General features: G+C 63.9%; 21 protein-coding genes. 8 read left to right on the top strand and 13 right to left on the bottom strand.

What is annotated here, in order from left to right:
• Nucleotides 1-72 precede the first annotated feature (72 nt).
• On the top strand, nucleotides 73-2,322 hold the full coding sequence (glyS, locus tag O4H62_RS05555) for a glycine--tRNA ligase subunit beta (protein ID WP_269386137.1): 2,250 nt from the start codon (nucleotides 73-75) through the stop codon (nucleotides 2,320-2,322).
• Nucleotides 2,323-2,459: 137 nt separating this feature from the next.
• Here the strand turns inward: glyS and O4H62_RS05550 are convergent, their stop codons facing one another.
• Together O4H62_RS05550 and purD are read right to left on the bottom strand one after the other, a co-directional pair.
• Nucleotides 2,460-2,993 carry a plant virulence effector HPE1-like domain-containing protein gene (locus O4H62_RS05550; protein ID WP_269386136.1) on the bottom strand — a complete coding sequence of 178 codons (534 nt, stop codon included), beginning with the start codon at nucleotides 2,991-2,993 and terminating at the stop codon, nucleotides 2,460-2,462.
• A gap of 98 nt (nucleotides 2,994-3,091) precedes the next feature.
• Nucleotides 3,092-4,369: a phosphoribosylamine--glycine ligase gene (gene purD, locus O4H62_RS05545; protein WP_269386336.1), complete on the bottom strand. Its 1,278-nt coding sequence runs from the start codon at nucleotides 4,367-4,369 to the stop codon at nucleotides 3,092-3,094.
• Nucleotides 4,370-4,608: 239 nt separating this feature from the next.
• On the opposite strand from purD, the gene O4H62_RS05540 reads away from it, so the two are divergent.
• Both O4H62_RS05540 and ubiA read left to right on the top strand, forming a co-directional pair.
• Nucleotides 4,609-5,061, top strand: a complete 453-nt coding sequence (locus O4H62_RS05540) for a BLUF domain-containing protein (RefSeq protein WP_269386135.1) — start codon at nucleotides 4,609-4,611, stop codon at nucleotides 5,059-5,061.
• A gap of 68 nt (nucleotides 5,062-5,129) precedes the next feature.
• Nucleotides 5,130-6,104 (top strand): 4-hydroxybenzoate octaprenyltransferase, encoded by a 975-nt coding sequence (ubiA, locus tag O4H62_RS05535; protein ID WP_269386134.1) that lies wholly within the window; start codon nucleotides 5,130-5,132, stop codon nucleotides 6,102-6,104.
• A gap of 90 nt (nucleotides 6,105-6,194) precedes the next feature.
• Here ubiA and O4H62_RS05530 read toward each other — a convergent pair whose 3' ends face one another.
• Together O4H62_RS05530 and O4H62_RS05525 are read right to left on the bottom strand one after the other, a co-directional pair.
• Nucleotides 6,195-6,758, bottom strand: coding sequence for a DUF6101 family protein (locus O4H62_RS05530; protein WP_269386133.1), 564 nt, complete (start codon nucleotides 6,756-6,758; stop codon nucleotides 6,195-6,197).
• Nucleotides 6,759-6,942: 184 nt separating this feature from the next.
• On the bottom strand, nucleotides 6,943-8,376 hold the full coding sequence (locus O4H62_RS05525; RefSeq protein WP_269386334.1) for an FAD-binding oxidoreductase: 1,434 nt from the start codon (nucleotides 8,374-8,376) through the stop codon (nucleotides 6,943-6,945).
• 225 nt (nucleotides 8,377-8,601) lie between these two features.
• On the opposite strand from O4H62_RS05525, the gene O4H62_RS05520 reads away from it, so the two are divergent.
• On the top strand, nucleotides 8,602-9,891 hold the full coding sequence (locus O4H62_RS05520) for a TadE/TadG family type IV pilus assembly protein (protein WP_269386132.1): 1,290 nt from the start codon (nucleotides 8,602-8,604) through the stop codon (nucleotides 9,889-9,891).
• Between the two features lie 37 nt (nucleotides 9,892-9,928).
• Here the strand turns inward: O4H62_RS05520 and O4H62_RS05515 are convergent, their stop codons facing one another.
• On the bottom strand, nucleotides 9,929-10,903 hold the full coding sequence (locus O4H62_RS05515) for an L-threonylcarbamoyladenylate synthase (protein WP_269386131.1): 975 nt from the start codon (nucleotides 10,901-10,903) through the stop codon (nucleotides 9,929-9,931).
• Between the two features lie 182 nt (nucleotides 10,904-11,085).
• Between O4H62_RS05515 and O4H62_RS05510 the strand changes: the two genes are divergently transcribed.
• The 4 genes from O4H62_RS05510 (at nucleotide 11,086) to O4H62_RS05495 (ending at nucleotide 16,450) form a co-directional block, all read left to right on the top strand.
• Complete coding sequence (locus O4H62_RS05510; protein WP_269386130.1) at nucleotides 11,086-12,147, top strand: diguanylate cyclase domain-containing protein; 1,062 nt, start codon at nucleotides 11,086-11,088, stop codon at nucleotides 12,145-12,147.
• 216 nt (nucleotides 12,148-12,363) lie between these two features.
• Nucleotides 12,364-14,145: an acyl-CoA dehydrogenase gene (locus tag O4H62_RS05505; RefSeq protein ID WP_269386129.1), complete on the top strand. Its 1,782-nt coding sequence runs from the start codon at nucleotides 12,364-12,366 to the stop codon at nucleotides 14,143-14,145.
• 49 nt (nucleotides 14,146-14,194) lie between these two features.
• The gene (locus tag O4H62_RS05500) at nucleotides 14,195-14,953 is read left to right on the top strand and encodes a crotonase/enoyl-CoA hydratase family protein (protein WP_269386128.1); all 759 of its coding nucleotides are present in this window, start codon (nucleotides 14,195-14,197) and stop codon (nucleotides 14,951-14,953) included.
• A gap of 171 nt (nucleotides 14,954-15,124) precedes the next feature.
• A complete protein-coding gene (locus O4H62_RS05495; RefSeq protein WP_269386127.1) occupies nucleotides 15,125-16,450 on the top strand; it encodes an alpha/beta hydrolase family protein in 1,326 nt (441 codons plus the stop codon).
• A 1,315-nt stretch (nucleotides 16,451-17,765) separates the two neighbouring features.
• Here O4H62_RS05495 and O4H62_RS05490 read toward each other — a convergent pair.
• The 8 genes from O4H62_RS05490 to O4H62_RS05455 form a co-directional block, all read right to left on the bottom strand.
• Nucleotides 17,766-19,025, bottom strand: a complete 1,260-nt coding sequence (locus O4H62_RS05490) for a class I SAM-dependent RNA methyltransferase (RefSeq protein ID WP_269386126.1) — start codon at nucleotides 19,023-19,025, stop codon at nucleotides 17,766-17,768.
• Complete coding sequence (locus O4H62_RS05485; protein WP_269386125.1) at nucleotides 19,022-19,789, bottom strand: TlyA family RNA methyltransferase; 768 nt, start codon at nucleotides 19,787-19,789, stop codon at nucleotides 19,022-19,024. Before O4H62_RS05485 ends, O4H62_RS05490 begins: the two co-directional genes overlap by 4 nt.
• A 73-nt stretch (nucleotides 19,790-19,862) precedes the next feature.
• A complete protein-coding gene (locus O4H62_RS05480) occupies nucleotides 19,863-20,333 on the bottom strand; it encodes a hypothetical protein (protein ID WP_269386124.1) in 471 nt (156 codons plus the stop codon).
• A gap of 94 nt (nucleotides 20,334-20,427) precedes the next feature.
• Complete coding sequence (gene dxs, locus O4H62_RS05475) at nucleotides 20,428-22,359, bottom strand: 1-deoxy-D-xylulose-5-phosphate synthase (RefSeq protein ID WP_269386123.1); 1,932 nt, start codon at nucleotides 22,357-22,359, stop codon at nucleotides 20,428-20,430.
• Between the two features lie 249 nt (nucleotides 22,360-22,608).
• The gene (locus O4H62_RS05470) at nucleotides 22,609-22,848 is read right to left on the bottom strand and encodes a hypothetical protein (RefSeq protein WP_269386122.1); all 240 of its coding nucleotides are present in this window, start codon (nucleotides 22,846-22,848) and stop codon (nucleotides 22,609-22,611) included.
• 134 nt (nucleotides 22,849-22,982) lie between these two features.
• Complete coding sequence (locus tag O4H62_RS05465; RefSeq protein WP_269386121.1) at nucleotides 22,983-23,909, bottom strand: pirin family protein; 927 nt, start codon at nucleotides 23,907-23,909, stop codon at nucleotides 22,983-22,985.
• A gap of 23 nt (nucleotides 23,910-23,932) precedes the next feature.
• Nucleotides 23,933-24,178, bottom strand: a complete 246-nt coding sequence (locus O4H62_RS05460) for an exodeoxyribonuclease VII small subunit (protein WP_269386120.1) — start codon at nucleotides 24,176-24,178, stop codon at nucleotides 23,933-23,935.
• Nucleotides 24,179-24,181: 3 nt separating this feature from the next.
• The gene (locus tag O4H62_RS05455) at nucleotides 24,182-25,108 is read right to left on the bottom strand and encodes a histone deacetylase family protein (protein WP_269386119.1); all 927 of its coding nucleotides are present in this window, start codon (nucleotides 25,106-25,108) and stop codon (nucleotides 24,182-24,184) included.
• Between the last annotated feature and the right edge of the window lie 122 nt (nucleotides 25,109-25,230).

Here is a 25,230-nt window from a genome sequence, read left to right as displayed (position 1 = left end):
CAGCGGCGCAGCCGTGAGGACGGGCAAATCGGATAATGGCATGCGCGTATCGCTGAGCGTGGAGTTGAACTGATGCCCGACCTGTTGATTGAACTCCGCTCCGAAGAGATACCCGCGCGCATGCAGCGCAAGGCTGCGGGCGATCTGCGCAAATCCGTCACCGATGCGCTGGTCGAGGCGGGCCTGACCTACGAGGCGGCGCGCGAATACTGGACGCCGCGCCGGCTGGCGCTCGACATTCGTGGCCTGACGCCGCGCTCGAAGGACGTGCACGAGGAGATCAAGGGTCCCTCGACCAAGGCGCCCGAGCAGGCGCTGGCGGGCTTCCTGCGCAAGGCCGGGCTGAGCGATGTCTCGCAGGCCCATGTGCACACCGATCCGAAGAAGGGCGATTTCTACGTCGCCCATATCTCGAAACCGGGACGTGATGCGGAAGAAATCATCGCCGATGTGATGCCCGGCATCATCCGCGGCTTCTCCTGGCCAAAGTCCATGCGCTGGGGCCCCGCCTCGGCCAAACCGGGCTCGCTCAGGTGGGTGCGGCCGCTGCAGTCGATCATCTGCACCTTCGGTCCGGAGACCGAGGAGCCGACGGTCATTTCCTTCGAGATCGACGGGCTGGTTGCCGGTAACACCACCTCGGGCCACCGCTTCCACGCGCCCGACACTTTTACCGTCCGCCGTTTTGACGATTACGTGGAGAAGCTGGAGCGCGCCAAGGTGGTGCTCGATGCCGAGCGGCGCAAGGAGATCATTCTTGCCGACGCCCGCAACCGTGCCTTCGCCTCGGGCCTCGAACTGGTCGAGGACGAGGGCCTGCTCGAGGAAGTCTCGGGCCTCGTGGAATGGCCGGTCGTGCTGATGGGCGAGTTCGAGGAGGACTTTCTCCAGATCCCCGACGACATCATCCGGCTGACCATCAAGACCAACCAGAAATGCTTCGTGCTCAGGAAGCCGGGCAATGGGCTGTCAAACAAGTTCATCCTGGTCTCCAACATCGAGGCCAGCGACGGCGGCGCCGAGATCGCCTACGGCAACGGCAAGGTGGTACGCGCCCGTCTTTCCGACGCGCTCTATTTCTGGACCACCGACCAGGCAGATCTTCCCGACCGTGACAAGCTCACCGCGTCGGCTGAAAAGCTCGGCCTTGATCTGAGCAAACCGCTCGACCAACGCATGGCGCGGCTCGACCAGCTCAACGTCACCTTCCACGCTAAGCTCGGCACGCAGGGCGAGCGGGTGCAGCGCATCGCCAAACTGGCCGCCGAACTTGCCCCCGTCGTCGGCGCCGACCCGAAACTCGCCACCCGCGCCGCCATGCTGGCCAAGGCGGATCTCACCACCGAAGTGGTCGGCGAGTTTCCCGAACTGCAGGGCGTCATGGGCCGCATCTATTCCGGCCTGCAGGGCGAAGACGCCAGCGTCGCGCTGGCCGCCGAAGAGCACTACAAGCCGCAAGGCCCGTCCGATCAGGTGCCGGCCGATCCGGTCTCGATCGCCGTGGCGCTGGCCGACAAGCTCGACACGCTGGTCGGCTTCTGGGCCATCGACGAAAAGCCCACCGGCTCCAAGGACCCCTATGCATTGCGCCGCGCGGCGCTGGGCGTGATCCGGATACTGGTTGAGAATGGCATCAATCAAAATCTGCTGAACGTGTTTGCATTTGCGCTGATGGGCAGGCTGCTATCGGAAAGTGAACGCAAAGCAATCCTTCTGCGGGATACGATTGATGTAGTTGATACGGTTGTGGGTCTCCGTGCGAGTGAAGTGAATTTTCAACAGTTCAAGCAAGTCTTTGTGGATTCAGACCTCCTCTCCTTCTTCCACGACCGCCTGAAAGTCTATCTCCGCGACCAGGGCGCGCGCCATGATCTGATCGACGCGGTGATCACCCCGGCCTCCGACGACCTCTTGGACATTACTCGTCGCGTCGAGGCCCTGGGTGCCTTCCTCGATACCGAGGACGGCAAGAACCTGCTCGCCGGCACCAAGCGCGCCGCCAACATTCTGGCGGCCGAGGAGAAGAAGGGTACTGCAATTGCGGGTAGCGTTGACCCCTCCCTGTTCGAGCTCGATGAGGAGAAAAACCTCTTCAAGGCGGTGACTCAATCTGTCAGCGCGGCGACCCAGGCTATTGAAAAAGAAGATTATTCGGCGGCCATGAGCGCACTTGCGACGTTGCGTGAACCCGTTGATTCATTTTTTGAAGCAGTGCTGGTAAACGCGGAAGTTGAAAATGTCCGGGCCAATCGCCTGGCGTTGCTCGCCATGATCCGCGACGCCACCGGCGCTGTCGCCGATTTCTCCAAGATCGCCGGATAGGTTTTCGGATAAGCGTCCGCTTCAAAACCCGAAGCCGGCAACCCCTGGAGGTGGGTGCCGGCTGGGTGCCATCGCGGACCCGGACGAGGGCTTGCGGGGCAGGGACGGGCGGTCGGGCCGCGTCCTGTCGGGTGATGTCAGTTGAGCCGGAGCTCGTATTTCGAGGGATCGAATTCCGCCTGCGGCGCGTCGCTCAGAGCCGACGTCATCGTCTCGGCGTCGATGCCGGGCGCGCTGTTGGCAATCACCGGTTCGAACAGTTTCGGCTCGTCCGAGGCATCTGCCGTCAGCGGCTGGTCACTGCCATCGGCCGCCGGCGCATCGGTTTCAGCCACCTGGTTGGTTTCCGGCTGGACCACGCCCAGCGCGATCAGGTCGGCTTCGCTGGCCTTGCGCACCATTGTCACCGGCGAGCCGCCCAGCAGGTTCTCGGTCCGGTAGATCATCATCTTGCCGCCGACTTCGTGCACCTCGACGATCTGCTCGCCGGGCGCCAGTTTGACCTGGGCCTCTTCGGCAGCTTTCGCCGCGGCTTCGCGGGCGCAGGAGGGGCAGCCGATCTCGACAATGCTGGTCTTGGTATTCGCGCTCGGGGTGTAGGGCTCGATCGAGGATGCGCCGGCCGTGCCCGCGCCCATGCACACCGCAGCGGCAATGATCAATCTTTGCATCGTGTCTACTCCCCTTCTAGCCGGACTTTCCGGTTCTGGTGAGTGCACACTAGCAAGGGGCCGTTACGATCCGGTTTTTGGAAGCGGTTAACGTCAGGTTAAAATTTTGCCTCGCGTTCAACCGCGCGCCAGCCGATGTCGCGGCGGCAGAATCCGCCCGGCCAGTCGATGGCGTCGACCGCCTCATAGGCCTTGGCCTGCGCCGCCGTCACGTCCGCACCCTGGGCCGTGACATTGAGCACCCGGCCGCCATTGGCCACCAACTGGCCGCCCTCAAGCTTCGTGCCGGCATGAAACACCTTGGCGCCGCCCGCTTCCGCCGCCGCCAGCCCGGAGATGGCGGTGCCTTTCTTCGGAGTACCGGGATAGCCTTCGGCCGCCATCACCACGGTCAGCGCCGCATCGTCCTTCCAGCGCGCCGAGACATGCGCCAACTCGCCTTCCGCCGCCGCCTTCAGCAGCACCAGGATATCGTCCTTGAGCCGCATCATCAGCACCTGGCATTCCGGGTCGCCGAAACGCACATTGTACTCGATCAGCTTCGGGCCGCTCTCGTCGATCATCAGCCCGGCATAGAGCACCCCGGTAAACGGCGCACCGATGGCCGCCATGCCGCGCATGGTCGGCTCGATGATCTCGCGCATGGTCTGCTCGATCAGCGCCTGTGTCATCACCGGGGCGGGGGAATAGGCGCCCATGCCGCCGGTGTTGGGGCCGGTGTCGCCGTCGCCGACCCGCTTGTGGTCCTGCGCCGTGCCGAAGGGGAGCGCCGTCTTGCCGTCGCACAGGCAGAAGAAGCTCGCCTCCTCGCCATGCAGGAATTCCTCGACCACCACTTCGGCGCCGGCCTCGCCAAAGGCGCCCTCGAAGCAATCGTCGATCGCAGCCAGGGCCTCGTCCATCGTCATCGCCACGGTCACGCCCTTGCCGGCTGCCAGCCCGTCGGCCTTGATGACGATCGGCGCGCCTTGCGCCCGCGCATAGGCCTTGGCCTTCGGCGCATTGTTGAACCGCTGGTAGGCGCCGGTGGGAATGTTTTCCCGCGCGCACAGATCCTTGGTAAAACCCTTCGAGCCTTCAAGCTGCGCGGCCTCCGCCGATGGACCGAACACGGAAATGCCCGCCTTCGTGAGCGCGTCGGCCAGACCCGCCACTAGCGGCGCTTCAGGGCCGACCACCACCAGATCGATTTCCTTCTCCCGGCAGAAGCTGACGACGGCGTCGTGATCGGTGATATCCAGATCGCTCAGCGTCGCATGCTCGGAAAGGCCCGGATTGCCGGGTGCGGCATAAAGCGTCTGAAGCATCGGAGACTGGGCGATTTTCCAGGCGAGCGCATGTTCGCGTCCGCCAGAACCGATCAAAAGTACGTTCATCATCGTCAATCTCCATCCGCTGGCCGTTGGCTGGCGCAACCTGGTTCGAGTTGGCCTTGGGTTAAGAAATCACGGGCTCACGGTCAAGCGAACTTGACGGCTGCCGGCTTCCAAAACGCGATCCGGTGAAAATGCGGGGGCTGCCGATTCAGGGTTCCGCAAGATTTTTGCCCCTAATATCGGGCGACAACGGGTCTTGGTGTTGTTTGACGCCGCCAACCGCCGAGGGAGCGAAGGTCATGTTGCAGATGCTGTATGTCAGCGGCGCGTCCCGGCAATTGTCCGATGACGCGATCCAGCAAATCCTTGCCGTCTCCCGGCGCAACAATCTGCGTGACGGCATCACGGGCATGCTGCTCTGGGCCGATGGTGTCTTCATTCAGATCCTCGAAGGCGAAGCGAAAAAGGTCCGTGGCGTCTTCGGCCGGATCCAGGCGGATGACCGGCACCGCAATGTCATGGTGGTGCTCGAGCAGGCTGCCGACAAGCGGCTGTTCACCCAGTGGAGCATGGGCTTCAAGCAGCTCGACGCCCGGATGGTGGAAGACCGGAAGCTGTTCGAGATCTCCCGCGACGCGCTCGCCGACCGGATCAATTCCGAAGACGGCGGACTGTTCCTGGAAACCGTGCTGGCCTTCAGCCGGGATTTCGTCGCCGAACTCGACCAGCCGGCCAGAGCGGCCCGGGCGTAACAACCAAAGATCACGCCGCATCACCTGCCGTCTTGACCTGTCACCGCCTCGGTGGCAACAGTCGGAGCATGTCCAACCGACCACACGTGACATCCGAGAAGAACGCCCGCGTTGCCGATGCACCGTCGGGCAACTGGGTCTATCGCGTGCTGCCGCGCGCCCTGTGGCCGCATGCCCAGCTGGCGCGCTGGGACCGGCCGATCGGCTGGCAGCTTCTGATGTGGCCATGCTTCTGGTCCGCGGCGCTGGCCGCCAATGTCGCAAGTTCCGCCGCCAACGTTGATACGGTCTGGTCGCCAACACTCATGCTCTGGCATCTCTTCCTGTTCATGGCCGGCGCCATCGCCATGCGCGGTGCGGGATGCACCTGGAACGATCTGGTCGATCACAAGATCGACGCCAGGGTTGCCCGCACCCGCTCGCGGCCGCTGCCGTCGGGCCGGATCTCGCGCTTCGCCGCCACCGCCTTCCTCGTCGTCCAGGCGCTTGTCGGGCTCCTGGTTCTCGTCCAGTTCAACCAGTTCTCGATCCTGCTTGGCATCGCCTCGCTCGGCGTGGTCGTGATCTACCCATTCGCCAAGCGGTTCACCGACTGGCCGCAGTTCTTTCTCGGTCTTGCCTTCTCCTGGGGCGCGCTGATGGGCTGGGCCGCGGTGTTTGCCGAACTGGCGCTGCCGCCGCTGCTGCTCTATGCCGGCGCCATTGCCTGGACCATCGGTTACGACACCATCTATGCCCATCAGGACAAGGAGGACGACGCCCTTGTCGGCGTACGCTCCACCGCGCGGTTGTTCGCGGAGAACACCAAGATCTGGCTTGTCTTCTTCTATGGGCTGTTCACGGCCATGGCGCTCGCCGCGTTCTGGTTGAGCGGTATTGCGTGGCCGGCCTATGTAGGTCTTGCCCTGGCCGTCGTCATGCTCGGCTGGCAGATCCGGGTGATCGATATCGACGATGCCGATCAGTGTCTGGCGCTGTTCAAGGCCAACAGTCGGGTCGGCCTGATCGTTTTTCTCGGCCTGGTCGCCGCGCTCCTGGCATAGCGTTTCTGGCATGCGAGAAACCCGGCCGCCCGTGTGGGGCAGGCGACCGGGCTCTGGTATCAGCTTTGTGGGGCGCTGATGGAGGAAGCTTTACCGCCGCGCGATGATCTCGCGGCCTTCGATCTTCATGCGAATGCCAAGCTTGCCGGTCGAGCGGCGGACAAGGAAACGCGGGCGCCGGTCGGCAATCTGGCTGTGCCGGCGACGGCGGGTCGGTGTTGTTGCAGCGTGTGCCGATCCGTCGTCAAGCGGACGGGCGACGCCGTCGGCTTCGACCATCAGCATCGGCAGTCCGTAGAGTTCGGACCAGGCGCGCCAATCGGCGGCTATGTCATCGAGATTGTGGGCAACCAGCAGCGGCACGCACAATTGTGTGTCCGTGTGGTGCAGTTCCAGCGTCACCGTCACCGTGCCGTTGCCATGGTCGATCGCGCGCGCCGCGACACCCTTGAAGGCACGTGCCGGCAGGGCGATGGACAGCGGCAGGCCGGATCTCGACAGCCGCTTCCTGAGGACAGCGCCGCGGCTGTCGAGCGTGACCGAGACTTCATCCGGTTCATCACGCGCCGCATAGGACACGCGTTGCGGGAAATCGCCTGGATTGAGCCGCAGTTCGAACCCGGCCCATACGGGCTTCAATACGGTATTGGTCATGTCAGTCGCCTCTGTAACTCTTGAGAGCCGGTTATCCGGTCTTCTCATCCGGGGCTTTTCGCCCTCTCACACGAAGCAAAATGACTCACAGCCGTTCCAGTCGGCTTAAGGTTTTGGGTTAAGAAAACCTATGTTCTGGAGATGGTTAGCGAAAGACCACCGTCCCATTTCCGTTTTGGAAAGGTTACCGGGAAGCTACAACCTTGCCCGGATTCATGATGCCTCTTGGATCGAACGCCTGCTTGATCCGGTGCATCAGCGCCATCTCGACCGGAGTGCGGATGGCAGCCAGCTCATCCCGCTTGAGTTGTCCGATGCCGTGTTCGGCCGAGATCGACCCGTTCAATTTTAGAACAATCGAATGGACGATCTCGTTCATTTCTTTCCAGCGGGCAAGAAACGCCTCGCGGTCCGCGCCCGGTGGTTGCGAGATGTTGTAGTGGATGTTGCCGTCGCCCATGTGCCCGAAAGCAACGATCCGCGCATCCGGCATGGCCTGCATGACGGCCTTGTCGGCCGTGGCCAGGAATTCCGGAACCAGCGCCACCGGCACCGACACATCATGCTTGATGGAACCGCCCTCCGGCTTCTGTGCCCAGGACATCGATTCCCTGAGTTTCCAGAATGCCTGGCGCTGGCCTTCGGTTTCGGCCGCGGCCGCATCCCGGATCAGCCCCTTCTCATCGGCGGCGACGAACAGCCCCTCCAGCATGGCGCGGGCGGCATCCTGCGATTGCCCTGAGGAAATGTCGATCAGCACGTACCACGGGTGCGGTTCGCTCAGCGGATCGCGAACGCCTTCTATATGGCGGGTGGTGAATTCGATGCCGATCCGCGGCATCAGCTCGAACCCGGTCAGCGACGGGCCGCAATAATCCTGCGCCAGCCGGAACAGCTGCAATGCGGTCTCGGGATTGTCGACGCCGGCATAGATGGTCTCATTTCCGCGCGGCGCGGGAAACAGTTTCAGCACCGCCGCGGTGATCACCCCCAGCGTGCCCTCCGCACCGATGAAGAGGTCGCGCAGATCGTAGCCCGTGTTGTCCTTCTTCAGCGCCCGCAAGCCGTGCCATATCTCGCCGTCCGGCAGCACCGCCTCAATGCCGAGACAGAGTTGCCGCATGTTGCCATAGGCGAGCACGGCGGTGCCGCCGGCGTTGGAGGAGAGATTGCCGCCGATCTGGCAGGAGCCTTCCGATCCCAGCGACAGCGGAAACAAGAGACCGGCCTCGCTGGCTGCCTGCTGGGCCTGCTGAAGCACCACGCCGGCCTCGGCAACCATGGTCTGGCCAACGGTATCGAGCGATCGGATCTTGTTGAGGCGGGACAGCGACAGCACGATCTCGCCTTTGCCAGGCATCGGTATCTGTCCGCCCACCAGCCCGGTGTTGCCGCCTTGCGGCACCACGGCGGTGTTCGTCTCGTGGGCGAGCCGCAGGATGGCCGCGACTTCACCGGTGTCTGCCGGGCGCAGCACAAGCGGGCTTTCGCCCTTGTAGAGGCCACGCAGCTCGATCAGGTGCGGAGCGATGTCGGAGGCAGCGGTCAGGGCGTTCTGTGCGCCGGTAATGGCCACGAAACGGTCGATCAGCGAGGGAGCGGTCAAGGCAACAGGCATGCTCAAGCATGTATCTTTGCATTTCCCTCAAGTCGAGAGGGTACAGTCATTTTGCCAGCCGGCAATCCGTGGCTGCGGTTGATGGCCGCGGGGAAGCCTGGGTCAGGAGGATGCGGAGCTTGTTTCCGGTCGGTCTGTGAGCCGTGCGGTTCAAATGCAATTGATCAGATTCAGTGAATATTAGAGTGTTTGCAGTAAATGCCGGAAGGAACGAAAGGCCCCGACATGCTACGTTTCCTCAAAGACAGATCCGGCAATTTCGGCATTCTAACCGCATTGATGCTTGTGCCGGTCATCGGCGTTGCCGGTTTGGCGCTCGACTACACAAATGCGCTGTCGGTCAAGGGCAGGATCCAGGGTGCCGCCGATGCGGCCGCCCTGGCGGCGGTCGCCGAAAGCTCCAGCGGCGTCAAGGAGGCCATGGCAATGTCCGGAGACGGCGAGATTGCCGTTGGCGTTGCCGAAGCACTGCAATTCTTCAAGGCCCAGCATGCAAACGATGCAGATTTCACGGTTGACGAAATCTCGGCAAAGGTCGTCAAGAAGAACGGCCGGCTTTACTCCATCGTGGATTACAAGGTCACCGTGCCGACCACTTTGTCGAAGGTTCTGGGGCAGAACCTCATCCAGGTCGCGGGCCAGGCCATCGTAGAATACCAGACCGAGATCTACCGGGATTTCTACCTGCTGCTCGACAACACCCCGTCGATGGGCGTCGGCGCCACACCCTCGGATGTGGCGACAATGGTCTCCAACACCTCCGACAAATGCGCGTTTGCGTGCCACATCGTCAACAATGGAAAAGAAGACAAGAAGAGCTATTACAATCTTGCGAAGCAGCTTGGCGTGACCACCCGTATCAACGTGGTGGCGCAGGCGACCGCAAGCTTGATGGATACGGCAATGGAGTCGCGCAAGAGCAGCAATCAGTACAAGATGGCGGTCTATACTTTTGGCGAGAAAGCCGAGGACACCAAGCTGCTTGAGGTCGTCAGCTCAACCATCGACCTGGCCAAGGCCAAGAAGGAAGCCGCCAAGGTCGAGCTGATGTCGATCCCCTATCAGGGCTATGACAACGACCAGCAGACCGATTTCGACCGGGCGTTCACCCAGATCGGCAACAAGATGGGACCTGCGGGCTCCGGTCTCACGGCCTCTTCGCCGGAAAAGATCCTGTTCTTTGTCTCCGATGGCGTGGGAGACAGCTACAAGCCGACCGATTGCACGAAAAAGCTGACCGGCGGCCGTTGCCAGGAGCCGATCGACGTCAAGTACTGCACGGCGCTGAAGGACAAGGGCTACAAGATCGCCATCCTTTACACCACCTATCTGCCGCTGCCGACCAATGGCTGGTACAACAGCTGGATCAAGCCGTTCCAGAACGAAATCCCGAAAAAGATGGAGGCCTGCGCCTCGCCGGACCTGTTTTTCGAAGTGAGCCCTTCGGAAGGCATCAGCGATGCGATGACGACCCTTTTCAAGAAAATAGTCAACACACCGCTGCTCACTGGCTGATCCGGACGCTGACCGGACGACGGCCGGGAGACCTGCTCTAGCTTCTGGGTGCGGCAGCGCGCGCAAGGCGGTCATTGATCGCCTCGCCAAGCCCGTGGCCCGGAACAGAAGCTACGGCGATCCCGGTCGCCCCTGTCGCATCGGCGCGCTTGAGCAGATCGAAAAGATTCGCGGCGGCCTCGCGCAGATCGCCCGACGGCGAGAGATCCATGATCGCCTTTGCCTGGTCCTCGCCCTTCAGCGCAATCCCGCCAAATCGTATGATCGCCTCGCCCGGTCTGGCTTCCGTTGCATTCAGCCGCAACAGCGCATCGGGCGCATAATGCGAGGCAAGCATGCCGGGTGCCATGACCGGGTCGTCTTCGGCTTGAGGTCCCGGCCGTTCGATCACGGCGCCGGCGGCTTGCTCGATCAGCTCCACCGGAATGCCGCCGGGCCTGAGCAGCCGCAGCCTGGTTCCGTCGACCGAGAGAATCGTCGATTCCACCCCGACGCGGCAGCGGCCGCCATCCAGAACCAGGCCGATCCGGTCGCCCAGATCGTCGGCCACGTGTTGTGCAGTGGTTGGGCTGACGCGGCCCGACCGGTTGGCGCTCGGTGCCGCCAGCGGCCGGCCAAAGCCGGCGATGAGGTCGCGCGCGAAACCCTCGGGCATCCTGACCGCTGCGGTGTTAAGGCCGGCGGTGGCGAGCGGATGGATCATGCCGCCTTCCTTCAGCGGCAGCACCAGCGTCAGCGGGCCTGGCCAGAATGCCTCGGCCAGCCGCGCTGCGAGCGGTGAGAACATCACATGCGCTCTTGCCATCTCCATATCCGAAACATGCGAGATCAGCGGGTTGAAGCGCGGCCGGCCCTTGGCCTCGTAGATCGCGGCGATCGCGGTCGGGTCGGTCGCATCCGCTGCCAGTCCATAGACGGTTTCTGTCGGAATCGCGACGGGTTCGCCGCGCCGCAAGACGTCGATTGCGGCATCAAGTGTGCCGGGATCGGAAATCGGGAGAATGCGCACCATGACCTGTCCAGTTTTCTGCGCACGCTCTACCAGCCGCCTCGCAGCCGCGCAATCAGCCTTGTTCACTGCGGAACTTGCCGATTGAATGCGTGAAAGATCAAATTGAAGCTATTCACTTAGCAAGCCCACAAGCTTTATCCTATAGATCAGTTCACATGCATCTTTTTCGATGAGTGAGCTTGATGAACAAACAAACCTCGGCGGCAACATCTATCGGGCTTCGCGTTGCCACCGCGATGTACCAGATGGGTATCGACGGATTGCCGCGCAATTATGAGCTTGTTTATGAAGCCTATTCCGGCGCCAATCCGGAATTGACCAAGGAATTCGTCGGCCTGGGGAAAACCAAGTCTCAGCGCGCACTCGATGAACTGGGCAGGAAATACCTGCCGCATCACCACGAAGAGACGCATGTCGCCAAGACGAACGACCGCATGCGCACCCAGATGAGCTCGTTCATGTCGCTACTCGAGGAGGAAAAATCCTCACTCGTCGACTACGGCAAGATCATTGATGAAGCCTCGCGCAGCATTTCCGCCGAAGGGGAGGTGGATCCCGAATTGCTCAGCCGGTCGATCCAGAAGCTAAGCCAGGCCACCGAACGCCAGGCGTCCAGGAGCGAGGCCCTGGTGGCCGAGGCGTCCCAGCAGGCGGCGCAGCTGGACGGGGTCAAGGCGGATATCGAGAATTTTGAACGGATGAAATTCGTCGATCAGCTGACCGGCCTTGCCAACCGCCGCTCCTTCAACAAGGCTGCGGCACGCATCTACGCAAATCCGGAACTGCCGATGCTGTGCGGCCTGGCCTATGCCGAGATTGACGATTTCAAGCGCATCAGTGAAGCGGACGACAGAGGCACCGGGGATTTCGCCGTCCGCCATGTCGGCAACCTGTTCAAGGCGGCAACCCAGCCTGGCGATCTTGTCGCCCGCCTCGACGGCAATCGCTTTGCCTTCCTGATCAACACCGCCGATGAGGCGGAAATCATGCGGGCCGTCGACCGGCTTCGCGCCGCGGCCGGATCCAAGCCGCTCATTCACCCCAAGACCGGACGCAGCATCGGCAATGCCACATTGTCCGTCGGCATCGTCATGTCGGGCGTTGCCGACGGGGCCGGCCAGCTCATGGCCCATGCCGAGAAGGCCATGGGCACGTCTTCCAGGGACGGCGGCGATCGGGTCACCTTCTATTCCAGCAAGGATCACGCCGGATCGGCAACCGGCTGGATGATCTACAAGGCCTGACCCTGGGCTTTCGCCATTGCGGTGCCTCCGGTCGGGCAAAGTGGCTGAGGGGATCGTCCGACTTGCTGTGCAGCGGGCCTCTTTCACACCTTTGAAACTCCTTTATTGCGCGCTAAGTTCCACGTCTGAAATTGACGTTTACGTAAAAACAACTTAGCCATGGAGGCGGGCAGACACCCGCCGCGATGCTCAGGCGGGCAGCAATGAGGAGATCACATGTATCGTGCGCCGGTAGACGAAATTGCTCACACCCTCAAATCCGTTGCCGGGTTGCGCAAAGCGCTTGAAACAGGGCGTTTCGGGGATCTGGGCGAGGATCTGGTGGATGCGATCCTGGCCGAGGCCGGGCGTTTTTCCTCCGACGAGGTCGCCCCGCTCAACGAAATCGGCGACAAGCATGGCGCGGTGCTGAAAGACGGCGCGGTCACCACGCCGCCGGGCTGGAAGGAGCTCTACCGCAGCTGGATCGACGGCGGCTGGAACGGCCTGACCGGACCCGAGGAGTATGGCGGCCAGGGCCTGCCGATGCTGCTCTCCGTGGCGGCGCTCGAGATGTGGAATTCCGGCTCGCTCGCCTTCGGCATCGGCCCGACGCTGACCATGGGCGCGGTCGAGGCGCTGGAAAAGCACGCGTCCGACGACCTCAAGGCCAAGTATCTCGAAAAGCTCGTCACCGGCGAGTGGATGGGCACGATGAACCTGACCGAGCCGCAGGCCGGCTCCGACCTCAATGCGCTGAAAGCCCGCGCCGAGCCCAATGGCGATGGCACCTACCGGATCTACGGCCAGAAGATCTTCATCACCTACGGCGAGCACGATTTCACCGACAATATAGTGCACCTGGTGCTGGCGCGCCTGCCCGATGCCCCGGCGGGTACCCGCGGCATCTCGCTGTTCCTGGTGCCGAAATTCTTCGTCGGCGATGACGGATCATTGGGCGAGCGCAACGACGTGTTCTGCTCCGGCCTCGAGCACAAGCTCGGCATCCACGCCTCTCCGACCTGCACCATGATCTATGGCGACGGCAAGTTCGGCGACCGGCCCGGCGCCATCGGCTGGCTGATCGGCGAGGAGAACAAGGGTCTCGCCTGCATGTTCACGATGATGAACAACGCCCGTCTGGCCGTCGGCATGCAGGGCGTGGCAATCGCCGAGACCGCCTATCAGAAGGCGCTGGCCTATGCGAAGGACCGCACCCAGGGCCGCGCGCCCGGCCACAAGGGCGAGGGCATGAGCCCGATCATCGAGCACCCCGACGTCGCCCGCATGCTGATGACCATGAAGGCGCTGACGCAAGGTGCGCGCGCCATCTGCTATTCCTGCGCCGAGGCGCTCGACATGGCCCGCGTCAGCAAGGGCGACGAGGCAAAGGCCTGGTCCGAGCGCGCCAGCCTGATCACCCCGATCGCCAAGGCGTTCGCAACCGATATCGGCCTCGAGGTCGCCTCGCTCGGCGTCCAGGTGCATGGCGGCATGGGCTTCATCGAGGAGACCGGCGCGGCAAGACTGCTGCGCGATGCGCGCATTGCACCGATCTACGAGGGCACCAACGGCATCCAGGCGATCGATCTCGTCATGCGCAAGCTGCCGCTGTCGGGCGGCGAGACGGTCAAAGCCTTCATCGCCGATTTCAAGGCCGATGCCGACGCCGCGCGTGCCTCCAATGCACCGGCGCTTGAGGGCGTGGCCGAGAAGCTCGACCGCGCCATCGCTGATCTCGAATCGGCGACCGCCTGGATGCAGTCGGCGCTGTCGGACGGCCGCCAGACCGACGCGCTCGCCGGCGCCACGCCCTATCTCAGGCTCTTCGGCCTGACCGCGACCACGGCGATGCTGGTGCGCGGCGCGCTTGCCGACACCGGTGCGCCGGAAGCGGCGGGCAGGGCGGCGCTCGCCCGCTTTGCCGCGGCCAACCTGGCGCCCGAGACCGGCGGCCTTGCCGCAAGTGCCACCGCCGGGGTCGAGAGCCTTTCGGACGCCGCAGCAGCGCTCGCCTGAACAGAACCATGCGGCCTTTACGGCCGGCGCCATATCCAGAGGGACACCCATGACCGATCACATCATCACCGAGCGCGCCGGCGGGACCGGGGCCATCAATCTCATCCGCTTCAACCGGCCTGAGAAGAAGAACGCCATCACCCGCGCCATGTATTCGGCGATGGCGAGAGCCCTGATCGAGGGCGAGCGCGATGCAAGCGTGCGTGTGCATGTGATGCTCGGCACCCCCGGCGTCTTCACCTCCGGCAACGACATGCAGGACTTCATGGCAATTGCCATGGGCGGCGCCGGCGGCACAGAGGTGTTCGATTTCCTGGGCAGCCTCGCGAGCACCGTCAAGCCGGTCGTCTCCGGCGTCGATGGCCTGGCGATCGGCATCGGCACCACCATCCACATGCATTGCGACCTGACCTTCGCCACCCCCGGTTCGCGCTTCCACACCCCGTTCACCGACCTGGCGCTGGTGCCGGAAGCAGCCTCGAGCCTGCTCGCGCCCGCCGCTATGGGGCACCAGAAGGCCTTCGCGCTTCTCGCCGCCGGGATACCGTTTTCCGGCGAGGAGGCGGAACGCGCCGGCCTGATCTACAGGACCGTCAGCGCCGAAGAGCTTGAACCGGCGGTGTTTGCCGCCGCCGAACATCTGGCGCAGAAGCCGCCGCAGGCGCTCGCCATTTCCCGCCGTCTTGTCAGGCAGGACCCGGCCCCGGTGATCGCCCGCATGCGCGAGGAGGCCGAGCATTTCTCCAACCAGCTCAAGAGCGCCGAGGCGCTGGCCGCCTTCCAGGCCTTCATGGCGCGAAAGAAGTAACCCGCCTTTGCCGGATCGCGATCTGGCGTCGTGCGGCGGACTGCGTTAGCGTCGCATCACTGTTACGGGAGCCTGCTAACCGAATTGCCCGGCAGTTTACCTGTCCGAACGCGCCCCAAATGCGAAAGGCATACCATGTTTCGATTTTCCCCACTCATTGCAGCTTCAGCCATGACCATTGCAGCTTTTGCCGGCAACGCTCTCGCAGCCAGCCACGGGGGCGAGCCCGCGCCCGCCATCAACCGCATCGACACCCAGCGCCCCGATGCGCCGGAACTGTCGGCCTATGGCGACCACAAGGTCGGCGTGCGCACGCTGGAGATGGTCAATCCGGGCCAGATCGACATCCTGGCGATTGACCCTGCCGCGGAAAAGCCTGCCGAGTGGCCGCGCTACGACCGGCCGCTGACCGTCGAGGTCTGGTATCCCGCCGATAGCGCAGCCGAGGGTTCGCACGAACTGAAAGCCTATCTGCGCGACGGCAAGACCGAGGTCACGCTCGTCGGCCAGGCCATGCGCGATGCCGCTCCGGTGGCGGCTGCCGAGGCGTTCCCGCTGGTGATCATCTCGCACGGCTATCCCGGCAACCGTTTCCTGCTGTCGCACCTGGCCGAAAACCTCGCCTCCAAGGGCTATGTCGTGGCCTCCATCGACCACACCGATTCGACCTACCGCACCAAGGCGGCCTTCGGTTCGACCCTGGTCAACCGCTCGATCGACCAGAAATTCGTGCTGAATGAGTTGGCGCGTCTTTCGGGCGAGGACGGCAATTTCCTCAAGGGTCTCGCCAACGCCGACAATGCCGCCATCGTCGGCTACTCGATGGGCGGTTATGGCGCGGTCATCAGCGCCGGCGGCGGCGTCACCCAGACCGCCGTCGATTATGCCTGGGGCGGCCCGCACGGCACGCTGGGCGTTCACCTCAGCGGCAGCGACACCCACAACGCGCTGCCCGACAGCCGCGTCAAGACCATCGTCGCCTTTGGCCCCTGGGGCAGGGCGCTCAACTTCTGGGACGAGGAAACGCTGAAGGGCATTTCCAAGCCCGCGCTGTTCATCGCCGGTTCCGTTGATGACGTCTCGGGCTACGAGAAGGGCACCCGCGCCATCTGGCAGGGTGCAAAGAGCGTCGACCGGGCGCTTCTGACCTTCGACAACGCCAACCACAATGCCGGGGCCCCGATGCCCGCGCCCGCCGAGGCCAACAGGTTCGACGAGGATCTCGGCTTCAACGTGTCGGAACACTACTCCGACGCGGTCTGGGACTCGGTGCGGATGAACAACATCTCGCAGCATTTCGTCACTGCCTGGCTAGGCCTGCACCTCAAGGGCGACGAGACGATGGCCAAATATCTCGAGCTGGTCCCCAACTCCAACGACAGCGTCTGGGCCAAGGAGAAGGACGGCACCGAGAAGCCCGAACACACCCACTGGACCGGCTTCCCCGACCGCACCGCCAAGGGCCTGCACTACGAAGTGCTCAAAGCCGGCGAATAAGGCTCACGCCTGACGACAAGTGGAAGGCGGCGCACCGGGGGCGCCGCCTTTTTTGTTTGCGTAGGTGGTGCAAGGGCGTCCCAAATTCCTTCGTCAACCCGTCCTTGAGCCAGACAAGCGAAGCGACGTCGTAGCCTCCGGGATCCAGCAGGCGAGCGTCCGCGAGCCGGAAGACTCAGCTGTTAAAAACAAACCCCTCCCCAACCCCTCCCCACAAGGGGGAGGGGCTTAACCCGGCATCTGCCGCGATTCCGATTTCGAACTTCCAAACGGTTGAGATGCTACGCCTTTTGGCAGGAACCCGGCGGCGATCCGAGCCCCTCCCCCTTGTGGGGAGGGGTTGGGGAGGGGTCTTTGGGGCTGGCTGGCGAGGGAGCGGCGAGTGGATTGCATGCCATCCCACACAAAAAGTCCCCCAACTTTTTCCACACCCTCCCGCCCCATGCGACACTACCCCCGCCTTCCGTCCCGAACGGATGGCCGGGGCTGACGGAGCCCGGGCCGGCGGGAGGCGGTGAGTTTTGGCGCACGGGGGCCGTACCCGGGCGTTGAAAGCTTGCGAAGCGACACCCCGGTCAGCGCGGGGACCTGCCGGATCGAGGTGGATCGGGCCGAGGGTTTTGCCGCGCGAATGGCCGGAACCGGTTGCGGCAAGTGCAGCGCATGCGCCTTTCTCACGAAAGGCAAAAGGGCGGCACGGTCTTCAACCGGCGGCGTTTGATCCGCATCCCTGTCCGGGCGGGCTGCCCGGCTGCGGAACGCGGCGTCACCGCAAACGCCGGCCTGACAAGTCTCTGCCGCGCCTGACCGGTCATCCTGTCTGGCGCCGGGTGGGAGAGGGAGGTGTTCGGTCCCCGAAGGATCGAACGTGACGAAACCGCCCGGGGCTTGCGTCGAGTTTCGCTTGAAGGAGAGCCGCCCCGCGCCCGGAAGGCGTGGGAGTTCCTCACCGGTGGGGCGCGGGTGACACGCGCCAAGCCACATTCTACCAGCCACCACGGGCCTGCCGCCCGCGCCCCGCGAGTCCGGATCGGGTCCGGACCAGGAGACTGCCCCCATGCCGCCGGCGGGTTTTCCGCGCGCGGGGTTTTGGCGTGGCTGGCGGGTGCTCCCCCTCACCTGCAATTTCTAGCACTTAGCTAGCGCTAAGATGCTGAAATTGCTTCCTCTCCCACGAGGGGCGAGGAAGGGGTGACGCGAGTTCCGCAATTTGACCTCTCCCCCTGTGGGAGAGGATACAAAATCGCGATCTTAGCGCAGCTAAGTCGCAGATTATGTTGGTGAGGGGGCCGGGCAGCGCCTGTCGCAATGCCCCCTACCTTTTCGGCCGCTCCATGAGCGCCACCACCTCGACATGGCTCGACCACAGGAACTGGTCGATCGGCGTCACCGAGGTGAGCTTGTAGCCGCCCTTGATCAGGATCTCGAGATCGCGCGCCAGCGTCACCGGGTTGCAGGACACGGCGGCGATGCGGGTCACGGTCGAGCGGGCGATGTCGGCCACCTGCACCTCGGCACCGGCGCGCGGCGGGTCGAACACCAGCCCCTGGTAGCTCTTCAGCTCGGCCAGCATCAGCGGCCGGCGGAACAGGTCGCGCTTTTCCACCGTGACGGGCTTGAGCCCCTGTGTCCGCCGCGCCGCCTTGTCGAGGGCTGCGAGCGACGGTCCGTCGGCTTCCACCGCGTGCACGTGGCTGGTCTCGGCCAGCCTCAGTGCGAAGGTGCCGGAGCCGGAAAACAGATCGGCCACCCGCTTGGATTTTTTCAGGTGACCGGTCACCAGGTCGCCCATCACGTCTTCGGCGGCCTTGCTCGCCTGCACGAAGCCGCCGGGCGGAGGGTTGACGATCACCCGGCCGAATTCGAGCTCCGGCGGCTGTTTCTCGATCAGGATCTCGCCATTGAAGGTCAGCCGCGCAATGCCGGGTTCGGCCCGCACCGCCTGGATGATCCTCAGCCGGTCCGGCTCGGTGAGCTTGAACGGCGCTTCGGCTGCGAGGTCGAGACCGGGGGCGGCGTCGAGCACCGAAAGCCGGAACGCCTCCTTGCCGACCGCCACCGCCGTGGCCAGCCGCCTGAGCGCCGGCAGCGCCTGGTTGATCCTGTCGGTGGCGACCACGCAGCTCTCGACAGCGACGATGTGATGGCTCTGCGCCCGATTGAAGCCGAGGATCGCGCCCTTGTCGGTGCGCCGCGCGGCAAACACCACCCGCCGCCGCGCGTGCGGTTCACACACCACCAGCGGTGCCACCTCGGCAGAAATATTGCGGCTTTCCAGCGCCGCCACCACCAGCCCGCGCTTCCACTCGCGGTAGACATCGTCCGCCACATGCTGCAGCGCGCAACCGCCGCATCCGGCGTTTTCCTCGTCGGGTCCGAAATGCGGGCACGGCGGCGCCACCCGGTCGGGCGAGGGGGTGAGAACCGCGATCAGCGAGGCGCGGCTTTTTTCCACCCCGGCATTGATCACGTCGCCCGGCACCGTGAAGGGGACGAAAATCTGGCCTGAGGGGGTTTCGGCAATGCCGTCGCCCTGTCCGCCAAGCCTTGTGATGTCGAGTTTCCGCGCACTCATGTCTTGACGCCTCCGATGAGAAATTCGTGGTTGCCGTCGCTGCCCTCGATCGGCGAGGCGACCGGGCCGACAGCGCTCCAGCCGGGCTGCTGATCGAGCCATCCGGCAAGATCGTCGGCGATGACCGGCCCTTGCGCCGGATCCTTGAGCAGCCCGCCCTTTCCGATGCCTGCGCGTCCCGCCTCGAACTGCGGCTTGACCAGCAGCACCGCAAAGGCCCCGGACGCGGCAAGCGCCAGTGCGGGCGGCAGCGCCAGCTTCAGCGAGATGAAACTCACATCCGACACCACGGCACCGATTTCGCGGCCGCCCAGATGCGCGCGGGCAAGATCCCGCGCATTCAGCCCCTCGAGATTGCTCACGCGCTGATCGCTCGCAAGGCTCGCATGCAGCTGGTCATGGCCGACATCGACCGCCAGCACATGCGCCGCACCGCGTTCGAGGAGCACCTGCGTGAAACCGCCAGTCGAGGCGCCGACATCGAGCGCCACCCGTCCGGACGGATCGAAGCCGAAATGGTCGAGCCCGGCGATCAGCTTCAGCGCCGCCCGCGAGACATAGGCCCGCGCCGGGTCTGCCAGCGTGATCTCCGCGGCCTCGCTCACCAGCGCACCGGGCTTGGCGACCGCCTTGCCGTCGACCAGCACCGCGCCGCGCGCAATCGCGTCGCGCGCCCGCGACCGGCTCTCGTAGAGCCCGAGCCGGACCAGGATCTGGTCGAGCCGGTCCCTGTCGGGCGGAAAAGTGGGAGATGGGTCAGCCATGAAAGCCGTCTTGGCCCGGAAGGGCGGCGAGGGCAAGCGCTTTGTGCGGGCGCCGGCCCCAGATGGCCGCGGTTTAGAAGAACAGGAAGCTGCCCTTGCTGTGCCGACCGGTCGTCGCGGCCGCCGGTGTCTCCGCCCTGTTCTCGGCCACCGGCCGTTGCGTGGGCCGGGCCACGGGCCTGGCTTCCAGCCGCGCCTTGGGCTCGTCCTTTGCAACAGCGGCTGGCTTGTGTTCGACAACATGCGGCGGCTTCGCCGCGGGCCGGGCGATCTCTGGCAGCTTGACCTCTGGCCGCCTGACCATCGGCTGCCTGACGGTCACCTGTTCGTTGACCATGGACGCCAGGAAGTCGTCGCCCCCGACGCCGAGCGATCCGCGCATCTCGCCAAGCTTGGGGACAAGCATGCGGATCGCGGCTTCCTCGATGCGTTTGTCGTAGGTGGGCTTGGTGTCCGCATTCGCCGGCAAGGCCAGTCCTGCAATGGCGAGCAAGGCCAGGGCGAACCCGCGCGCATGGCATTTTCCCGCCTGTTTCATCGTCATTTCAAAACGTCCCGAAGTCCCGTGCTGTTGCTGGTAGACTAGCAGCGGGATGTTTCAGAACGCCCAAGGGACGTGGTTAGGATCGGGCAAACATCTATGGTTTCAGAACCGTAACCTGGGCGCCGGCGCGGTTTTCGGCGTTGAGCGCGCGAAACACCGTGTCGACGATGCCCTTCCGGTCGAGCCCGGCGCGGGCATACATCGCGTCCGGAGAGGCGTGGTCCATGAACATGTCGGGCATCACCAGAGAGCGCACCCTGAGGCCGCCGTCGAGCAGGCCTTCATTGGACAGGAACTGCAGCACATGGCTGCCGAAGCCGCCGACGGAACCTTCCTCGATCGTCACCAGCACCTCGTGATGCCGCGCCAACTGGCGGATCAGGTCGTGATCGAGCGGCTTGGCGAAACGCGCGTCGGCAACGGTGGTCGAAAGCCCCGCCGCGTTGAGATCCTCGGCCGCGACCAGGCATTGGGCCAGTCGCGTGCCGAACGACAGCAGCGCCACCTTGGTGCCCTCGCGCATCACCCGGCCCTTGCCGATCTCGAGGATCTGGCCGCGCTCGGGCATTTCGACGCCGACGCCTTCGCCGCGCGGATAGCGGAACGAGATCGGACCCTCGTCGTAAGCCGCTGCCGTGCGCACCATGTGCTTGAGCTCGGCCTCGTCGGAAGCCGCCATCACCACGAAACCCGGCAGGCAGGCGAGATAGGCGGTGTCGAAAGTTCCGGCATGGGTGGCGCCATCGGCGCCGACGAAACCGGCGCGGTCGATCGGAAAGCGGACCGGCAGTTTCTGGATCGCCACGTCGTGCACCACCTGATCGTAGCCGCGCTGCAGGAAGGTGGAATAGATCGCGCAGAATGGCCTCATCCCCTCGCTCGCCATGCCGGCGGCAAAGGTCACCGCATGCTGCTCGGCGATGCCGACATCGAAGGTGCGGGTGGGGTGGACCTTGGCGAACTTGTCTACCCCGGTGCCGCCGGGCATGGCGGCGGTGATGGCGACGATCCGGTCGTCGAAGCTGGCCTCCTGCGCCAGCGTCTCGCCGAACACGGCGGTGTAGCTCGGCGCGTTCGGCTTGGCCTTGGCCTGGGTGCCGGTTACGACGTCGAACTTGTTGACGCCGTGATACTTGTCGGCTGCAGCTTCCGCCGGCGCGTAGCCCTTGCCCTTTTGCGTGACCACGTGAATGAGTACCGGCCCGTCGGCATTGTCGCGCACATTGCGCAACACCGGCAGCAAATGGTCGAGATTGTGCCCGTCGATCGGGCCGATGTGATAGAAGCCGAGCTCCTCGAACATGGTGCCGCCGGTGACATAGCCGCGCGCATGCTCGACGGCGCGGGTGATTGCCCGGTCGATGTTTTTGCCCAGATAGGCCGTCAGTTTCTTGCCCGCCTCGCGGATCCCCATATAGGTCCGGCCCGAGGCCATCCGCGCCAGGTACGCGCTCATCGCTCCGGTCGGCGGCGCGATCGACATGTCGTTGTCGTTCAGGATCACGATCAGCCGCGCATCCAGAGCGCCGGCATTGTTGAGCGCCTCGAAGGCCATGCCGGCCGACATTGCCCCGTCGCCGATCACCGAGATCACGTTGCGCTTGATGCCCTGCAGCTCGCTTGCTACCGCCATGCCGAGACCGGCGGAAATCGAGGTGGAGGAGTGGCCCGCGCCGAAATCGTCATACTCGCTCTCGGAGCGCTTGGTGAAGCCGGAGAGTCCGCCTTCCTGGCGAAGCGTGCGGATCCGGTCGCGGCGGCCGGTCAGGATCTTGTGCGGATAGCACTGGTGGCCGACGTCGAAGATCAGCCGGTCGTGCGGGGTGTCGAACACCTTGTGGATGGCAATCGTCAGCTCGACCACGCCAAGACCAGCGCCCAGGTGCCCGCCGGTGCGCGACACCGCATCGATCATCTCGGCACGCAATTCGGTAGCCAGTTGCGGCAACAGCTTGTCGTCGATGGCCTTCAGGTCGGATGGGTACCGGACAGTGTCCAGAAGCGGTGTTACGGGCGGGTGTGTCACGTCATGCCTCACAGTCTCTCAGGGCGTAGCCCGGAAACGTATATGTGTAAACCCGGATTAAGGTCTGAAGTATGGTCCGGGCGCACTTGCCACAGGTCAAGCAGCCAATTTAGCCGAACCGGGATCAGATGTCCGCTCTTTAAGGTTTATCAGGCCTGTGTGGTCGCAACGCAATCACACCCGTTGCAAAGAAAAACGGCCATCTGTCGAAGGCCGTTTTTATTGATCAAGCTCGCTAAAATTCAAGGCCTATTTATAGCCTTGGCTCTTCAGCTTCGTGCGCCAGCTTTTGAAGTTTTGGGCGCCACCAGCTCCGAGGCGTTTTCTGGGGCCTGATTTGAATAGTGATATTTTTTCCGACAGAAAACAACCGGCATCGGTGCAACTCAGGGCGTAGGACTTGCCATCCTTTTTGAGAGTGGCATTTCCGGCTGCTGCCGGGGTTGCCATTGCCAAGACCAGCAAGGCGGAAATAGCTATCTTGTTCATCTAACATCCTCGTACGAATAATAACTTACAGTCGCTGATTGTAATCATCGAGAGGGCGTTGGCAATCCTGAGGTGTGACTTCTAGTCCGATTCCATAGTTGGATCATTCTTGGGCTTGAACAATGAAACCCCTGTCACCTGTCCGGCAGCGGGATGAACTCTTCCGCGTCACCGGGCACGATGTCGAAGCGGCCCGAGCGCCATTCCGCCTTGGCCTGTTCGATCCGCTCCTTCGACGAGGAGACGAAATTCCACCAGATGTGGCGCTTGGTCGGAATGCTGTCGCCGCCAAACAGCATCATCCGCGCGCCCGTCGGGCCGGCGGTCACGGTGATCGCGTCGCCGGGGCGGAAGACCATGAGCTGGTCCGGTCCGAAGCGGTCGCCGGCGATCTCGATTTCGCCTTCCAGCAGGTAGAGCGCCCGCTCTTCCCACTCCGCGTCGAATGGCGCCGACGCCGATGGCGACAGCGCCAGGTCGACATAGAGCGTTCCGGTGTGCTGCGGCACCGGGGAGGCAAGCCCGCCAAAACCGCCCATCACCACACGCGCCCGGATGCCGGCATCGCTGATTTCCGGCAGTTGCGTGGTGGCGGTGTGGGAGAAGGCGGGATCGATCTCTTCGAGATTGTCGGGCAGGGCGAGCCATGTCTGCAGCCCGGACATCGGCATCTCGCCGCCGCGCATTTCCTCGGGCGAACGCTCGGAATGAACGATGCCGCGGCCGGCGGTCATCAGGTTCACGTCGCCCGGCCTGATCACCATTTCGGTGCCGAGGCTGTCGCGATGGCGGATGGCGCCGTCAAACAGGTAGGTGACCGTGGACAGCCCGATATGCGGGTGAGGGCGCACGTCCATGGCCTCGCCGCCCTTGAGAATCGCGGGCCCCATCCGGTCGAAGAAGATGAAGGGGCCGACCATGCGCCGACGTGCGGTCGGCAGCGCCCGCTTGACCGAAAAGCCGCCAATGTCGCGCGAGGACGGAATGATCAGCTGTTCGATCGCGTCACAGGCCGGTGCATCGCCGGGATTGGGGTCATTCAGTCCGCCGAAATAGCTCATGCCATGCTCCTGCGATATGGGCTCTACTCGGCGTCGAGCGGCTCCGTTCCCGCCGGCTGGCCCTGACGGTCGAGACGGATCTTCTCGATTCGCTTTTCAGCCGCGGATAGGAGTTTCTCGCAATGGGCTTTCAAGGCCTCGCCGCGCTCGTAGATCTCGATCGACTTGTCCAAGGCCACGTCGCCGCGTTCGAGCTGTTCGACGATGCGCTCCAGTTCAGCCACGGCTGCTTCGAAGCTCATGGCCGAAATGTCGTTGGCTTCGCTCATCGATCAACCCTCCTGCAGCCGGATCACGTGGGCGGCGGCCGATTCGGCCAGACCCACCAGATCATACCCGCCTTCCAGCAGGCTGACGACCCGGTTGCCTGCGTGGCGTCCGGCGATGTCCATCAGCTTTCCCGTCGCCCAGTCGAAATCGTCGGCCACCAGGTTGATCTCGGCCAGCGGATCGCGGTGGTGGGCGTCAAAGCCGGCGGAGATGATGATAAGGTCCGGTCTTGCCTCTTCGAGCGCCGGCAGGATTCGGGTCTTGAACGCCTCGCGGAAATGGTCGCTGCCGTCATTGGCCGACAGCGGCGCATTGAAGATGTTGCCCTGGCCGGTCTCGCGCAGTGCGCCGGTGCCGGGATAGAGCGGCATCTGGTGCGTGGAGCAGTAGATCACGCTCGGGTCGTCGTAGAAGATGTCCTGCGTGCCGTTGCCGTGATGCACGTCCCAGTCGACGATCGCCACGCGTTCCGCGCCGTAGGCTTTCTGCGCATGCCGTGCCGCAATCGCCGCCTGGTTGAACAGGCAGAACCCCATCGAGGTGTTTTTCTCGGCATGGTGGCCGGGCGGACGGGTGGCGACAAAGGCGTTATCGGCTTCCTTTTTGAAGACCGCATCGACCGCGGCAATCGCGCCGCCAACGGAAATCAGCGCCGCTTCCATTGAGCGCGGGCTTGCCGTGGTGTCGGAATCGATCCGCGAGAACCCGGTTTCCGGTATGGCCGCCTTGATCTTCGCGAGATAGCTCTCGGGATGCGCCAGCAGCACCGTCTCGGCAGGGGCCTCGGGGGCCAGATGCCGGACCAGCGTGTTGAAATGCTCGTGTTCAAAGACAGCCTCAAGCGCTTTCATCCGGTCGGGCCGCTCGGGATGGCCGGCCGGCACCAGGTGTTCGAGGCAGATGGGATTGGAGTAATAGAATGTGGTCATGAAATGTATTTAGCGACGAATGGGCGTTGATACCAGTGGAGATGCGCACTTGAAACGGTTTTGCCATCTGCAGGCAGGTCGATGCGGGAAAGTCGGATTTCACCTGTCCCAGCCAGCGTCCG

Origin of the sequence: Parahoeflea alexandrii (genome assembly GCF_027214025.1) — a bacterium.
In the GTDB taxonomy this organism is placed as follows: Bacteria; Pseudomonadota; Alphaproteobacteria; order Rhizobiales; family Rhizobiaceae; genus Hoeflea; species Hoeflea alexandrii_A.
The sequence above is the reverse complement of the archived record's forward strand: the minus strand, read 5'-3'. Positions and strand labels throughout refer to the sequence as shown.

Excerpts from the sequence above, each read along its gene's own strand:
- O4H62_RS05490 (WP_269386126.1), bottom strand. The coding sequence starts at position 19,025 with ATGAGTGCGCGGAAACTCGACATCACAAGGCTTGGCGGACAGGGCGAC.
- O4H62_RS05525 (WP_269386334.1), bottom strand. The coding sequence starts at position 8,376 with ATGCCTGTTGCCTTGACCGCTCCCTCGCTGATCGACCGTTTCGTGGCC.
- O4H62_RS05505 (WP_269386129.1), top strand. The coding sequence starts at position 12,364 with ATGTATCGTGCGCCGGTAGACGAAATTGCTCACACCCTCAAATCCGTT.
- glyS (WP_269386137.1), top strand. The coding sequence starts at position 73 with ATGCCCGACCTGTTGATTGAACTCCGCTCCGAAGAGATACCCGCGCGC.
- O4H62_RS05530 (WP_269386133.1), bottom strand. The coding sequence starts at position 6,758 with ATGACCAATACCGTATTGAAGCCCGTATGGGCCGGGTTCGAACTGCGG.
- O4H62_RS05455 (WP_269386119.1), bottom strand. The coding sequence starts at position 25,108 with ATGACCACATTCTATTACTCCAATCCCATCTGCCTCGAACACCTGGTG.
- O4H62_RS05480 (WP_269386124.1), bottom strand. The coding sequence starts at position 20,333 with ATGACGATGAAACAGGCGGGAAAATGCCATGCGCGCGGGTTCGCCCTG.
- O4H62_RS05540 (WP_269386135.1), top strand. The coding sequence starts at position 4,609 with ATGTTGCAGATGCTGTATGTCAGCGGCGCGTCCCGGCAATTGTCCGAT.
- O4H62_RS05500 (WP_269386128.1), top strand. The coding sequence starts at position 14,195 with ATGACCGATCACATCATCACCGAGCGCGCCGGCGGGACCGGGGCCATC.
- O4H62_RS05550 (WP_269386136.1), bottom strand. The coding sequence starts at position 2,993 with ATGCAAAGATTGATCATTGCCGCTGCGGTGTGCATGGGCGCGGGCACG.
- O4H62_RS05470 (WP_269386122.1), bottom strand. The coding sequence starts at position 22,848 with ATGAACAAGATAGCTATTTCCGCCTTGCTGGTCTTGGCAATGGCAACC.
- O4H62_RS05465 (WP_269386121.1), bottom strand. The coding sequence starts at position 23,909 with ATGAGCTATTTCGGCGGACTGAATGACCCCAATCCCGGCGATGCACCG.
- O4H62_RS05495 (WP_269386127.1), top strand. The coding sequence starts at position 15,125 with ATGACCATTGCAGCTTTTGCCGGCAACGCTCTCGCAGCCAGCCACGGG.
- O4H62_RS05520 (WP_269386132.1), top strand. The coding sequence starts at position 8,602 with ATGCTACGTTTCCTCAAAGACAGATCCGGCAATTTCGGCATTCTAACC.
- O4H62_RS05510 (WP_269386130.1), top strand. The coding sequence starts at position 11,086 with ATGAACAAACAAACCTCGGCGGCAACATCTATCGGGCTTCGCGTTGCC.
- ubiA (WP_269386134.1), top strand. The coding sequence starts at position 5,130 with ATGTCCAACCGACCACACGTGACATCCGAGAAGAACGCCCGCGTTGCC.
- O4H62_RS05460 (WP_269386120.1), bottom strand. The coding sequence starts at position 24,178 with ATGAGCGAAGCCAACGACATTTCGGCCATGAGCTTCGAAGCAGCCGTG.
- O4H62_RS05485 (WP_269386125.1), bottom strand. The coding sequence starts at position 19,789 with ATGGCTGACCCATCTCCCACTTTTCCGCCCGACAGGGACCGGCTCGAC.
- O4H62_RS05515 (WP_269386131.1), bottom strand. The coding sequence starts at position 10,903 with ATGGTGCGCATTCTCCCGATTTCCGATCCCGGCACACTTGATGCCGCA.
- purD (WP_269386336.1), bottom strand. The coding sequence starts at position 4,369 with ATGAACGTACTTTTGATCGGTTCTGGCGGACGCGAACATGCGCTCGCC.